Source organism: Pseudomonas frederiksbergensis, assembly GCF_003732275.1.
Classification (GTDB): Bacteria; Pseudomonadota; Gammaproteobacteria; order Pseudomonadales; family Pseudomonadaceae; genus Aquipseudomonas; species Aquipseudomonas frederiksbergensis_H.
Map to the genome: position 1 here is coordinate 273,167 of NZ_MOBM01000038.1, position 14,182 is coordinate 287,348.

Annotated in this window: 13 protein-coding genes; 12 read left to right on the forward strand and 1 reads right to left on the reverse strand. The window is 57.2% G+C overall.

Annotated features, from left to right (window positions below; genetic code table 11):
* The first annotated feature begins 265 nt into the window (after positions 1-265).
* From BK662_RS20545 to fapF, 9 genes are all read left to right on the forward strand, one after another.
* Positions 266-1,900 carry a methyl-accepting chemotaxis protein gene (locus tag BK662_RS20545; protein WP_123359583.1) on the forward strand — a complete coding sequence of 545 codons (1,635 nt, stop codon included), beginning with the start codon at positions 266-268 and terminating at the stop codon, positions 1,898-1,900.
* 211 nt (positions 1,901-2,111) lie between these two features.
* On the forward strand, positions 2,112-2,675 hold the full coding sequence (gene pnuC, locus BK662_RS20550; protein WP_123359584.1) for a nicotinamide riboside transporter PnuC: 564 nt from the start codon (positions 2,112-2,114) through the stop codon (positions 2,673-2,675).
* Complete coding sequence (locus BK662_RS20555) at positions 2,672-3,196, forward strand: AAA family ATPase (RefSeq protein ID WP_123359585.1); 525 nt, start codon at positions 2,672-2,674, stop codon at positions 3,194-3,196. The genes pnuC and BK662_RS20555 overlap by 4 nt, the downstream gene beginning before the upstream one ends.
* Positions 3,197-3,697: 501 nt before the next feature.
* The gene (fapA, locus tag BK662_RS20565) at positions 3,698-4,135 is read left to right on the forward strand and encodes a functional amyloid chaperone FapA (protein ID WP_123359586.1); all 438 of its coding nucleotides are present in this window, start codon (positions 3,698-3,700) and stop codon (positions 4,133-4,135) included.
* 1 nt (position 4,136) lies between these two features.
* Positions 4,137-4,709, forward strand: a complete 573-nt coding sequence (gene fapB, locus BK662_RS20570) for a fibril amyloid subunit FapB (protein WP_123359587.1) — start codon at positions 4,137-4,139, stop codon at positions 4,707-4,709.
* 51 nt (positions 4,710-4,760) lie between these two features.
* On the forward strand, positions 4,761-6,134 hold the full coding sequence (fapC, locus tag BK662_RS20575; RefSeq protein WP_123359588.1) for an amyloid-like fimbrin subunit FapC: 1,374 nt from the start codon (positions 4,761-4,763) through the stop codon (positions 6,132-6,134).
* Between the two features lie 62 nt (positions 6,135-6,196).
* On the forward strand, positions 6,197-6,877 hold the full coding sequence (gene fapD, locus BK662_RS20580) for a fibril amyloid maturation endopeptidase FapD (protein WP_123359589.1): 681 nt from the start codon (positions 6,197-6,199) through the stop codon (positions 6,875-6,877).
* A 32-nt stretch (positions 6,878-6,909) separates the two neighbouring features.
* Entirely contained in the window at positions 6,910-7,647 is a 738-nt protein-coding gene (fapE, locus tag BK662_RS20585; protein ID WP_123359590.1) for a fibril amyloid subunit FapE, read from the forward strand.
* 46 nt (positions 7,648-7,693) lie between these two features.
* The gene (fapF, locus tag BK662_RS20590; RefSeq protein ID WP_123359591.1) at positions 7,694-8,974 is read left to right on the forward strand and encodes a fibril amyloid transporter FapF; all 1,281 of its coding nucleotides are present in this window, start codon (positions 7,694-7,696) and stop codon (positions 8,972-8,974) included.
* 69 nt (positions 8,975-9,043) lie between these two features.
* Here fapF and BK662_RS20595 read toward each other — a convergent pair whose 3' ends face one another.
* On the reverse strand, positions 9,044-10,369 hold the full coding sequence (locus BK662_RS20595; protein ID WP_123359592.1) for a sigma-54 dependent transcriptional regulator: 1,326 nt from the start codon (positions 10,367-10,369) through the stop codon (positions 9,044-9,046).
* 343 nt (positions 10,370-10,712) lie between these two features.
* On the opposite strand from BK662_RS20595, the gene BK662_RS20600 reads away from it, so the two are divergent.
* The 3 genes from BK662_RS20600 (at position 10,713) to nhaB (ending at position 14,133) form a co-directional block, all read left to right on the forward strand.
* Positions 10,713-10,979: a hypothetical protein gene (locus tag BK662_RS20600; RefSeq protein ID WP_123359593.1), complete on the forward strand. Its 267-nt coding sequence runs from the start codon at positions 10,713-10,715 to the stop codon at positions 10,977-10,979.
* A 283-nt stretch (positions 10,980-11,262) separates the two neighbouring features.
* On the forward strand, positions 11,263-12,552 hold the full coding sequence (locus tag BK662_RS20605; protein WP_123359594.1) for an NHL repeat-containing protein: 1,290 nt from the start codon (positions 11,263-11,265) through the stop codon (positions 12,550-12,552).
* Between the two features lie 78 nt (positions 12,553-12,630).
* Positions 12,631-14,133 (forward strand): sodium/proton antiporter NhaB, encoded by a 1,503-nt coding sequence (nhaB, locus tag BK662_RS20610; RefSeq protein ID WP_123359595.1) that lies wholly within the window; start codon positions 12,631-12,633, stop codon positions 14,131-14,133.
* The last annotated feature ends 49 nt before the right edge of the window (positions 14,134-14,182 follow it).

The following is a 14,182-nucleotide window of genomic DNA, read 5'->3' on the forward strand; positions in this document are numbered from 1 at the left end:
CACGCCCCGTTAATATTTTTTGAGCGTTCACTGCGATCAGCGTAGCTGACATCCCGCGCGCACAAAGATCCCCACAAAACCGTAAAAATTCCGTGAAAACCAAACTGGAACTCAGGTTTTTTCGCGCGGGGCCGAAATCCTATCAGACACGCCCTGTTTTCGCTGCCGCGTAATAGGACCTGAGTCGCATAGGCCCGATCGGCAAAGTGTGGTTGGATGCTGGCGATCGTTTATTACAAGAACAAGAAACCGGAGTAACAGCGTTATGAACAGCTTGCGCAGTGTGTCGATCAGCCGACGCTTGTGGCTCATCTTGATCGTAGCCGTGGTGATGCTATTGACGTTGGGCGTGTTGATGCTCAAGCAGATTCACGACGACCTCTATCATGCCAAGGCTCAGAAAACCCAGCATGTGGTGCAGACGGCCAGTGGCATCCTGACCTACTACCACAGCCTGGAAACCGCCGGCACCCTCACTCGCGACGCCGCGCAAAAACAGGCACTGACTGCCGTGCGCGGTTTGCGCTACGACCAGAACGATTATTTCTGGATCAATGATCTGACGCCCGTCATGGTCATGCACCCGACCAATCCCAAACTTGAAGGTCAGAATCTCTCGACGATCCGCGACCCTGACGGTTTCGCGCTGTTCAACGAGATGGTCGCCATCGCCAAGGCCAAGGGTGCCGGCATGGTCGATTACCGCTGGCCGAAACCGGGCGCCAGCGCGCCGGTGGAAAAAACCTCCTACGTCAAACTGTTCGAGCCCTGGGGTTGGGTGATTGGTTCGGGCGTATACATCGATGACATGCAGGCCGAGTTTTATGCGCAGGTCTGGAAGGCGTCTTTCGTGGGCCTGGTGATCGCCCTGATCATGGCGTTGCTGGTGATCATGATTGCCCGCAGCATCGTGCGTCCGCTCCAGGAAACCGTGAACGCCATGGCCAACATCGCCAGTGGTGAAAGCGATCTGACCCGTAGCCTCGATACCCACGGCCAGGACGAAGTCACGCAACTGGCCCGGCACTTCAACGCCTTTACCGCCAAACTGCGCCTGGTGATCAGTCAGCTGCAAACCTCCGCCAGCGCGTTGGGTCAGTCTTCCAGCGAACTGGGCAACGATGCCGCGCAAGCCCAGCAACGCAGCCAACAGCAATCCCAACAAATGGAACTGGTGGCAACCGCGATCAACGAAGTGACCTACGGCGTGCAGGATGTGGCCAAAAACGCCGAGCACGCGGCCAGCGAAATGCGCAATGCCGAGTCTCAGGCGCAACAGGGGCAGGTCAATATCGACGGCAGCCTGCAGCAGATCGACAAGCTGTCGTCGACCATCGATCAAGCCGTCGAAGTGATTCGTACGCTGGCCGCCGAAAGCACACAAATCGGCAGCGTTCTGGAAGTGATCCGCTCCATCGCCGAGCAAACCAACCTGCTCGCCCTCAACGCCGCCATTGAAGCTGCCCGGGCCGGCGAGCAAGGTCGCGGGTTTGCGGTGGTCGCCGATGAAGTGCGGCTGCTGGCCCAGCGCACCCAGAAGTCCACGGCGGAAATCCAGTCGATGATCGAACGCCTTCAAAGCCATTCCGAAGCGGCGGTCAAGGTGATTGGCGACAGCAGCCGTGCGTCGCAGCTGACTATCGAACAGGCCGGCCTGGCGGGCGCCAGCCTGAATGCCATCGGCCAGGCCTTGCGCAACCTCAACGGGTTGAACGCTTCGATTGCCAGTGCGACCTTGCAACAGGCCCATGTGGTGGAAGACATCAATCAGAACGTCACCCAGGCAGCCGGGTTGTCCCACAGCACGGCACTGGCGGCCGAACAGTCAAGCGTGGCCAGCGTTCACCTCAAGGAACTGAGCGAACAGTTGAACGGGTTGCTGAAGCAATTTCGGGTCTGATCAATTCAGTAGGGGCAACTGGCCCGGCCAGCCCGGAACACCAGTCGCCCCCATCGCGAGCAGGCTCGCTCCCACGTTGGATCGTTGTCGAACACAAAGCCTGTGTCCTCTAAAGATCTCCTGTGGGAGCGAGCCTGCTCGCGATGAACGATGACGCGATTTTTCCGGGTACAATTCGCCCCCCTCATTTTTACGACACCAAGGAACTCCCATGTCCGGGCTTGAACTGTTTGCTGCCGCCCTCGGCGTGATTGCCGTCTGGTTGACGGTCAAACAGAACCCTTGGTGCTGGCCGATCGGCCTGGTCATGGTGCTGCTGTATAGCTGGATTTTTTTCGAGGTGAAGCTGTATTCGGACATGTTGCTGCAAGTGATCTACGCCGCGTTGCAGCTCTACGGCTGGTGGCAGTGGACTCAGGGGACCGCGACTCATGGTAGGCGGCAGGTCAGCCTGCTCGATGGAAAATCCATCGCGCTCGGTCTGGCCGTGGGCGCAGCCGGCAGTTTGTTGCTGGGCGCCGCAATGGCTCACTGGACCGATGCCGCCCAGCCTTGGCTTGATGCGGCGTTGACCGGTTTCAGCCTCGTGGCGCAATTATGGATGGCGCAAAAACGTCTGCAATGCTGGCCCCTGTGGCTCGCGCTGGACATCATCTTTGTTGGTCTCTTCATCTATAAAGCGCTGTACCTGACCGCCGGCCTCTATGGGGTATTCGCGTTGCTGGCGGTGCATGGCTGGCGGACATGGCGCGCCGACCCGGCGTTGCGCACATGAAAGTGCTGGTACTCACGGGGCCTGAATCCAGCGGCAAGAGCTGGCTGGCCGCCGAACTGCAACAGCAATTCGGCGGTGCTCTGGTAGGCGAATACGTGCGCTGGTTCATCGAGCAGGAGGCGCGAGACACCTGCCCGGACGATATTCCTGAAATTGCTCGCGGTCAGCTGCAATGGGAGGATGATGCTCGCGCCCTTGGGCCGCCGTTGCTGATTCTCGACACTCACCTGCTGAGCAACATGCTCTGGAGCCAGACCCTGTTTGGCGATTGCCCTACCTGGCTCGAACAGGCGCTGCTGGCTCGGCACTACGACTTGCACTTGCTGCTGTCGCCCGAACAGGTCGACTGGACCGATGACGGTCAGCGTTGTCAGCCCGAACTGGATGAACGCCGGGCTTTTTTCAGCGCCACTCAGGCGTGGCTGGAGCAGCATCGACAGCCTGTTCAAGTGCTTGAGGGTGATTGGACCGAACGCCGGCTTCGGGCATTGCAAGCCGTCGCGTTACTGCTCGAACACTGATCTGCCCTATTTGGGCCAATACCCCATGCCAAGGCGGGACCTGTGGGAGCGAGCCTGCTCGCGATTGGGCCTTCACATTCAACATCTATGTTGACGGTCAGACCGCTATCGCGAGCAGGCTCGCTCCCACAAGGGATTGGGCTTAACTTACTGGCACTCTCCTCCAGCATTTGTTGCAAAATTTTTGCAAATACGTCCGTTTCTGAAACACGCGTCCCCTCTCAAACAGCCCGTTTCAACGCTGGTCATCGTCTTGTCATGCGATGTGTTAAAGCGCCGATACATCCCCGCACAAAGCTTGGATCCAGAGTGTTTGCGATCCTTTATCACATTGCCGCCCCGGCGGTTGTCTCAGACCTGAAACAGCACCCTCCATCGATCCACTCGCCTTGATCGATAACCCTCTGAATCAAAACAATAATCAAAAACCGGCACAGCTTTCGCTCACTCCTTCACAACGCTGATTTAGGACCAGCCCACAACAAAGAAGGAATTGCCGCCGTGGGGACATTTGATAACAGCATCTATAGCCTCCTACTGATCGGATGCGCACTGGGCTCAAGTTTCAGCCTGCCCGTACAGGCCGACAACGGCATCATTATTATCAAACGTGATGTCCAACCGCGCATGGCAACGCGTCCGCCGGTGGCTCCCGACCCTAGCCCCACGACCGCCAATGCCAACCCGTCCAAACAAATCCTCAGGCAAACGAATGAGTTGAGCGACGGCGACTTTGCCAACGTCGCCAGTGGTGCAGGTATCTCCCGCCTGGTCACTCAAAACACCAATAACCTGGGCGGCAATCTCACCAATCAGACCCAGCTTTCCAACCTCCCCGCTGGACGTTCGGGCAATTCGGGTAACGGTATTTCCAATATGGTCAATTCCAACATCCAGCAAGGCCTGGGTGCTCTGAGAGTTGTAACGGGAGACCGTTGAGATGAATCGTACGCTGCTGATGATTGCCATGTTTTGCAGTGCATCGACCTTTGCCCAACCTCCCGTCATCAATAACGCCGAAATCGACGGTTCGGGCATGCAGCACCAAGGCAACCTCTCGGTCAACCAGGCTGCGGGCGATCAGCAGCAACAGGCCAACGCCCGAGCCATCGCCGTTGGCAACAACGCCAGTGCTACCACACAGATTCGCCAACGGTTGCGTACGCAGGTCGACCCCAGGATCGATGCTCGATCCAGCATTCAAGGCGACTCCTTCAGCCACGGCAACGGCGTACTGGGCGTCAACCAGAGCGCGGGCGCCAGCAACCAGCAAGCCAATGCCCTGCGGATAAGCATCAGCACACAGCCGCAAAGTATCGACGACAGCGTCCTCATGCAGCAGAACGTGGCGCTGATCAACAACTCCGATCCAACTGACTCTGCACCAGGCAATCGCCAGGTCGCTACCAGCGATCAGGCCTTCACCGGTAGCCGTGGGGTGATCCAGTTGAATCAGAGCGCCGGGGTGGGAAACCGAACGGCCAATACCCTGAGCGTACGGGTCTCGGATTGACCCAAACAGGTAGAAACAACACTTAACCTAAAATAAGTACGGAGAATCACCATGAAACCTTCGATGGCACTAAAGCCTCTGGTTTTCGCAATTGCTGCGGTCATGGCTGTTGCTGTACAAGCGAACGATTGGCGTGACAATGACCACCACCATGGCCACAACAACGGCCATCACACCCCTCCTCCAACAAAGATCCCTGTCTATGCGACTGCCAATGCGTGGGATAACCAGAGCAGTACCGGCAACCGCATCCGTAACGAAGGGACTGTCAACGAAGCTGAAATGACCAGCTCTGCCACAGGCGCCAGCGGCAACGTCGGCGTCAACGTGGCAGCAGGTAGCGGCAACCAACAAGACAACGCGTCCGCTATCGCCAATGCTGCCTCAAACTCCAGTCAAGACAACAGCTTCGTGTTCGGCACTGCCACAGCCACCGCCGACGTCACGCAATACAGCAACAATAACAGGGTCAACAACTTCGGCAGCACAGCCTCTGCCGTGATGGGCGGATCGGGTAATGGCGGCAGCGGTAATATGGGTATCAACATTGCTGGTGGCGACCTTAACCAACAGAAAAACACCATGGCAATTGCCAACACCAATGCCCCACTTGGTAACGCAACAGCCACCGCCTCTGCCGATCAACAAGGTCCTGGCCTGGTAGTGAATAACAACGCCGATCGGACGTATCGCCTGGATACGATGACAGTCAGCAACTCGGCCAGCGGTAGTTTCTCTCGCGATAAGTCATCCGAGGCTAGCGGCAGTAAAAGCGCTTCTTCTAGCTGGGACGCGAGCGGTTCCAGGAGCTTTGATGCCAGCGGTTCCAAAAGCGTTGATATAAGTGGTTCTAATAGCAGTAATGCGAGCGGCTCTAACAGCAGTACTGCGAGCGGTTCTTCGAGTGCTTCTTTGAGTGCTTCCTTGAACGCTACTTTGGACGCTAATGCAGCGGCTGCCAGTTCCGTTACCTTCAATAATGGCAATGGCGATCGCACCCGCAGCAGGACTGCCGACGCATCGCTTAACGCATCGATTGACGCAACGCTTGACGCATCGAGAGACAGATCGTACGACAGATCGCGCGACTCTTCGTACGACAGATCGCGCGATTCCTCGTACGACAGATCGTACGATAAATCGTACGATAAATCGTCCGCCTCCTCGTACGAAAAATCGGGCAGTAAATCGTCCGAATCTGCGTACGACAAAGCGAAAAGCTACAGTGAAAGCAGCTCATATGATTTGAGCAACACCTATTCCTATCAAGTGCTGACTCCAACTGGCTGGGCAAACCCTGTGACCAACACTGCGGCCCTGAACGGTTCGGTGAATGGTGGCAGTGGCAACCTGGGCGTCAACGTGGCTGCCGGTGTGGGTAACCAACAAAGCAACTCGCTGGCCATTTCCAACAACTCATTCTAATTGCTGTCTCTGGAGGCCCCCTTACGGGGGCCTGTTTCAACACAACCAGAAGGCGTCCTACCATGCGCATTATCGCCTTGGCATTTTTGCTTTGCGTGGCCTGCGTGAGCGAGGCTGCACAAATGCCGCTTTCCGTCCTGCCGGGCGGCGCGGTGGTGTATAAGCCGATCCAGAGCATGCGCGAGCGTAAATTTGCCGACCTGGTGCAACAGAAAACCGACTTCAGTTGCGGCGCCGCTGCGCTGGCGACCATATTGCGCCAAGCCTATTGGCTGGACGTGAATGAAGAACAGATCATCGAAGGCATGCTGTCACACTCCGATCAAGATCTTGTCCGCGTCCAGGGCTTCTCCATGCTCGACATGAAGCGTTACGTGGAAAGTATCGGCATGCGGGCCCGTGGCTACCGGGTAGCGCCGCAAATGCTGAGCGAAATCAGAATTCCGGTGGTGGTACTCATGGATATCCGTGGTTACAAACATTTTGTGGTCATGCAAAGAGTCCATAAGGGCTGGGTCTATATCGGAGATCCGGTACTCGGTCATAAACGCTACAAAGTCGACGACTTTGTAAAAGGCTGGAACGGCATCATCTTTGCCGTCATCGGTCAGGGCTACGACAAAACCAATGCGTTGCTCGACCCACCCCTGCCACTGACCGCCAAAAACCGCATCAACACCTTCGCCCCGGTGCGAGACGCAGAGTTGATGGATTTCGGATTCATCCAAAGCGACTTCTTCTAATGACAAGGAGCACGACGCTCCGGGAGCATCCAATGAAGACTCCAATGTGGCTGGTCGTGGTTTGCCTGGCCGCCAGCCTGCCGACCCAGGCACAGACATTCAAACCCATTGAACTGAAGGATCAGGAATTGGCGACCCTGCGCGGCCGCTATGTCATGCCGGGGCGGGTCATCAGTTTCGGCATTGTCATGACCAGCACTTGGCAAAATGCCAACGGTGAAGTGATCGGGGCAACGTCCTCGATGCAAATTCAACAATCAACCATCAAGCCACAGTTCTATGTGTCGATGATCAACGAAAAAGGTGATGGCTCAGCGCGTTCGCAAGGCACCGGTACCGTCACTGGCGGCAGCGGCCTCAACAGCACCGAAGGCGTCACTCAAGTCGTGCGTGCTGCCGGCGACCATAACACTGCCTACAACAACGTTGAAATCAACGTCACAAAAGCTAGCCAAGCGCCAGCAACGCAACAGCAGGGCCAGGCGTTGGCCGCAGGCTCGACGTTGGTCGGCGCCAATGGCGCGGGCTCGTTGAGCGTTTCCTCGACCGGCACGGGTGTGCAACTCAACATCGTGGGCAACAACAACCAGGGCAGTACCGTACAACGCCTGGCCCAGGGCGGGCTGATGCAGAACACGACTTTGCTCGGCGGTGGTAACCAGGTCAACAACCTCACATCCTTCAATGTCGTGCTGCGTGACAATGCGACAACCGGGTCGCTGAGCGGCAACCTGGACCAGCTCAAAGGTCTTCGCACTCAAGGATTCTGATCTACGCTCAGTGTCACCCGATGTAGTCAGAAGGGACGGCTAACCCATGCACCGATCGTTGACGTTCAGAGCTATCGTTTGTTTGAGTAGCCTGGCCCCGACCACACTGCTATACGCAGCAACGGACCCCCAGGTTGAAGCACTAAAACAAGAACTCATGGAGTTGAAACAGCGTTACGAAGTACAACAGAACGCGCTGATGGTACTCGAGCAACGCGTTCGCCAAGTCGAAGAAGCACCTGCGACTCCTGCTCCCAAACGCCTGACCAAATCCCCCGCAGAAACGCCCAGGAGTGGTCAGACGGTGGCCGCCGGTGCGCCGGGAACCACGGGCAGTTCATACGGCCAATCGCTCCAGGAGGATTCGGAGCCTGCGCAAAGCGTTTCCAACCTGTATGACGAAGCCAGCGGCTTCTTCGGTGGCGGCAAGTTCAGCGTCGAAACCGGCCTGACCTATACGCACTACGATACCCGTGCATTGGTACTCAATGGCTTCCTGGCACTGGACGCAATTTTCCTCGGTAACATCAACCTCGACCGTATCAAGGCGGATAACTGGACCCTGGACCTGACCGCCCGCTACAACGTGGCACAACGTTGGCAGTTCGACATCAATGTCCCCGTGGTTTATCGCGAATCAACGTATTCCTCCGGTGGCGCCGGTGGCGCAGGACCGGTGACGTCGGACGCAACCGTTACCCGCGACCCGACCATCGGCGATGTGAACTTTGGCGTTGCCTACAAGTTTCTGGATGAGTCGGCCAATCTGCCCGACGCGGTCTTTACACTGCGCCTCAAGGCGCCGACCGGTAAGGACCCTTACGGCATCAAGCTGGTCAATGACCCGAACAACGATAACCTCTCGGTACCCGAGGACTTGCCTACCGGCAATGGTGTCTGGTCGATCACCCCGGGGCTCTCGCTGGTCAAGAGCTTCGACCCGGCCGTGCTGTTCGGCAGCCTGGCCTACACCTACAACATGGAAGACTCTTTCAGCGACATCAGCCCTCAGGTCAACTCCAAGGTGCCCGGGGACGTGAAACTGGGCGATTCCTGGCAGGTCGGCGCCGGCATTGCATTCGCCTTGAACGAGAAGATGAGTATGTCGTTCTCGTTCACCGATCAGTTCGCCCGCAAGAGCAAGATCAAGCCGGACGGTGGCGATTGGCAATCGATTTCCAACAGCGATTACAACTCGGCCAACTTCAACATCGGCATGACCCTGGCAGCAACCGATAACCTGACGATCGTTCCCAACCTGGCCATCGGCCTGACCGACGACTCGCCAGACTTTTCCTTCAGCCTGAAATTCCCGTACTACTTCTAACCGTTTTCCCCCTATGGAAAAGGCCCGCTGCGATGAATGTCGCAGCGGGCCTCTTCGTTTCACCGCGCCCTAGCGGATTTGGTGCTTATGCAGCAATCGGTAAAAAGTCGGCCGCGACACGCCCAGGACTCTGGCGGCGACGCTCAGGTTATCGCTGTGCCGGTTCAACACATCGCACAGCGCCTGACGCTCGGCGCGGGTCTTGTAGTCTTCAAGGGTGCCCATCGGCGTAGCGGTGATGTGTTGACTGATCAACCCCAGGTCTCGCGCCTCGATCTGCCGTCCTTCGGCCAGAACCAGCCCGCGCCGTACCCGGTTGGCTAACTCACGGACATTGCCCGGCCAGTCGTGCTTGCCCATGGCGATCAGCGCGTCCTCGCTGAAGCTGCGAGGACGACGGCCGGTTTCCTGGCTGTAGAAATGGGAAAAGTGGTTGGCCAGCATCGAGAGATCGCCATGGCGTTCACGCAGCGGCACGGTGATGACTTGCAAGACATTCAAACGGTAATACAGATCTTCGCGAAAGAGTTTCTTCTCAATGGCCGCTTCAAGGTCGACGTGCGTTGCCGCCAATACCCGCACATCCACCGGAATAGGCTGGTGCCCCCCTACACGCTCAATGTGTTTTTCCTGCAGGAAGCGCAGCAGATTGGCTTGCAGTTCGAGGGGGAGATCACCGATTTCATCGAGAAACAGCGTTCCGCCGTTGGCCGCCTCGATCCGTCCGACCTTACGCTGATGAGCGCCGGTAAAGGCCCCCTTCTCGTGGCCAAACAGTTCGGACTGGATCAAGTGTTCGGGAATCGCGCCGCAGTTGATCGCCACGAACGGTTTGCTGTGACGCTGGGATTGTCGATGCAGGGTGCGAGCGACCAATTCTTTGCCGGTCCCGCTTTCGCCGCGGATCAGCACCGGGGATTCGGTGGGTGCCAGTTTGCTCAGCAGTTTGCGCAGTTCGCGAATCGGTTTGCTGTCGCCGAGCAGTTCGTGTTCAGGCTGATCGATATGAACCGTGCCTTGGCCGCGCAGGCGCGCCATGCCGAAGGCGCGGCCCAAGGTGACCTGAACCCGTGAAACATCGAACGGCAGGGTATGGAAGTCAAAAAACCATTCGCAGACGAAGTCCCCGACATTTTGCAGTCGCAGGACTTCTTGATTCAGCACCGCAATCCACTCGGTACCGCTACGGCTGATCAATTCCTTGACGGCTTCCGGGCGCTCCAGATGAAAGGGCTGCAATCGGAACAGGCCGACATCGCAGGTTCGTTCGGTGGCGTTTTCCAGGGTACAGCTATCAACATCCCAACCCACGGCGCGTAAACCCGGCAACAGACGGTGGCAGTCGTCGCAAGGATCCACTACTAAAAGACGTCGCAAGGCAGGCGCTTCGATCATGACTGTTCCTTGACGCCAAATTTTAGGAAATATTATTAAAAACAGTCATTTGGCGGGCTTCGTTGTAACACTAGCAAGATTTTGACGCAGGCTTGTATCGATTGCTTATAGGGCTGTTTGCTTATTAGTTATAAGAAATCAATTGGTTAGTTACCTAACGAGTTGAACCTTTCATTCAGCTTTCAGAAACAGCCTGAATATCGAATCAATCAAAGAAAGTTGAAATTTCTTTTGATTGTGTGTGACCCAACCCCCACTTGCGGGCATCAGTACAAGTAACCAGCCGAACGGTAAGCCCAACCGACGGCATATCACTTGATTGGGCATACAGAGAGAAAACCCCATGAACGCCCCGCTCCGTATCAACGAAGCACTTTTGATTGCCGACCGCGCATTCCAACCCTTTCAATGCGTGGCCTGGGCACCACAAGACGGTAATGGCGAGCTCAGCCTGACTATCATCGATCGCACTAGTACTCGTATCGGCCGTAAACAAATTCCAAGCAGTGCCTATTCCGATCCAGCGCAACTCGAACACGTGCTGGAAGAAGCCCGTGCCGAGTTGAGCCAGGAAGGTTACACACTGCAATCGTGGTCCATGCCGCACTAAGCGTTTTCGCGGATTGCCGCCCGGCAATCCGCGCCCCCACTTCCTCTTAGTTGACGATTTTCTACAGTCAATGCGCGACACCACTCACCTGTTTTAACTTCTAACCCGCCATATTACTTGGCAGGCTTGGCAATGGTTCGAAAAGACATTGTTCTGGCACAAAACGCGCTTCCTCCAGCTCATGAAAACAGTTGTGCGCCGAGTCATTCAGGGGTTGAATGTTTTGCTCAGGCAGTCGCCATCCGGGAACCGGATTAAGGACGGCTGGCAAGGAGATGCATGCATGTCACCCCAGACTGCTTTTGCCTTACCTGCAACCGTGAATGGTGCCGAACGGCTCGATACGAATTTCGCTGGCACCGGCAAGACTCAAGTGTATTTCGCCGGCAGTCTCTCCAGCATGACCAATGGGGTTGCGATTGACCACGTCGGCCGGTTGTTGGTGGCGGCAAAGGTCGGTACGCCGGGCGGCCAACGCTTTGGCCTGGCCCGCCTGCTTGCAGATGGTTCGGCGGATCTGGAATTCGGCAAAAAAGGCAGCATCAGCGGCCAGTTCGCACTCGGCTTCGAGGCCATGGCTGGCAAGGTACGGGCATTGCCCAACGGGCACATTCTGGTGGCCGGCCTGCACTACGAGAATGCTCACCGTACGCTTCCCGCCCTGGCGATGTTTGATCAGCAAGGCTGCCCGGTCCAGGGTTTTGGCGACAATGGACGTTGCGTGGTGCGCCTTGCGGGTAATCTTTCCCTGGGTGCTCGCGACGCCTGGTTACCGCCCGGCGTGCCGAGCGCCGAAGCCTGTGATGTCTGCGTGCAGGACGACGGTCGAATCCTGCTGCTGGCCAATCATTACTTCGAACCGACCGATCACGTCGGCATGCTGATACGACTCAACGCCGACGGCTCGCTGGACGACAGCTTCAACGGTCGCGGCTTCGTCATGGTTCGGCACTTGTTGATGAACACCTGGCTCAGCAGCCTGATGGTGCAACGCGATGGTCGGATCCTGGTGAGTGGCTCAATCAATTTTCCCGAGGAAGGTCTGCTGGCGCGCTATCACCCGGACGGCCGACTGGATGACAGCTTCGCCGTGGATGGTTTCATGACCTTCAAGGCACGGGAGCACAGCGCTCAGATCAACCAGATCGTCCAGCATGAAAATGGTGACTTGCATTGTTTTGGCAGCAGTCGCGACCCGATGCTCTGCCTGTCTCTGAAAGTTCACAGTAATGGCCGACCCGATATTCATTGCAACGGTGGCAAGCCAAAGCTTTTAGGCGTCGGCCGCAGCAGTTGCCGCTGGACCGCCGCCGAGACTCAACCGGATGGACGTGTGCTGACAGTTGGATCGATGGTCGGCGGGATCGAAGCCGATTTCATTTTTGCCCGATATTTACCCAGTGGGCAGCTGGATCGCAGTTTTGCCAAGGGCATTGGCTGGTGTCGCACACGCCTGGGTCGCGGTTCGCATACCGCTACTTCATTGGCGATTCAGGCCGACGGCTGCATTGTCATAGGCGGCTACTCACTGGACGGAAACTGCCGCGCGATCGTCGCGCGTTATCAGTGTTAGGCCAACGTCATTTTCCTGCACTTGATCTTCTGTTCTTCTTACGGCAAGTTGCGCGCTTCTTAATACAAGGAGTAGCCGATGTCCGGTTCAATGGCCCAGGCCTTCGCGCACAACTTTCTCGGGCACTCACCTCGTTGGTACAAGGCGAGCATTGTCGGCTTCCTGATTCTCAACGCCCTGGTGTTGTGGACGGTCGGACCGGTGGCGGCCGGCTGGTTATTGGTGCTGGAGTTCATCTTCACCCTGGCCATGGCGCTCAAGTGTTACCCGCTCATGCCCGGTGGCTTGCTACTGGTCGAAGCGCTGCTGCTGAAAATGACCACACCCCAGGCTCTCTATGATGAGCTGGTGCACAACTTTCCGGTGATCCTGCTGCTGATGTTTATGGTGGCAGGCATCTACTTCATGAAAGACCTGCTGCTGTTCCTGTTTTCGCGCCTGTTGTTGGGGGTTCGCTCCAAGGCCCTGCTGGCATTGATGTTCTGTTTCCTGTCAGCGTTTCTGTCGGCGTTTCTCGATGCGCTGACCGTGACGGCAGTGATTATCAGTGCATCAGTGGGGTTCTATACGGTGTATCACCGCGTCGCCTCGGGCAACGACCCGCGTCAAGACAGCGAAATCAGCGATGACCGGCACCTGCCCACACTCCACCATGCCGACCTCGAACAGTTCCGCGCTTTCCTGCGCAGCCTGCTGATGCACGGTGCTGTGGGCACGGCGTTGGGTGGCGTGTGCACGCTGGTTGGCGAGCCGCAGAACCTGCTGATCGGCCATGAGATGGGGTGGCACTTCGCCGATTTCTTTTTGAAGATCGCCCCGGTGTCGCTGCCGGTGCTGGCAGCCGGCCTGGTGACTTGCGTGCTGCTGGAGAAACTGCGCTGGTTCGGCTATGGCACGCTGCTGCCAGACAACGTGCGTACGGTGCTGGCCAACTACGCCGCCGAAGACAACGCCGAACGCACTGCACGTCAGCGCGCTGCGTTGCTGGTTCAAGGGGTGGCGGCGCTGATTCTGATTGCCGGCCTCGCGTTTCACGTCGCCGAAGTCGGCCTGATCGGTTTGATGGTGATCGTGCTGATCACTGCGTTCACCGGCATTACTGACGAACACCGTATTGGCAACGCGTTCAGGGATGCGATGCCGTTCACGGCGCTGTTGGTGGTGTTTTTCGCAGTGGTGGCGGTGATTCATGATCAGCAACTGTTCACGCCGCTGATCCAGTGGGTGCTGGCGCTGCCGGCAGATCAACAGCCGGGCATGTTGTTTATTGCCAATGGCTTGTTGTCGGCCATTAGCGACAATGTGTTCGTGGCGACCATTTACATCACCGAAGTGAAACAGGCTTTCATCTCCGGCCACATGAGCCGCGAGCACTTTGAAACCCTGGCCATTGCGATCAATACCGGCACCAACCTGCCAAGCGTGGCGACACCCAATGGTCAGGCGGCGTTCCTGTTCCTGCTGACCTCGGCGATTGCACCGCTGATTCGCTTGTCGTATGGGCGAATGGTGTGGATGGCGCTGCCTTACACCGTGGTGATGGGCGTGTTGGGCTGGTATGCGGTGAGTTACTGGCTGTAACGCTGAACAAAATGTGGGAGCGGGCTTGCTCGCGAAGGCGATGTGTCAT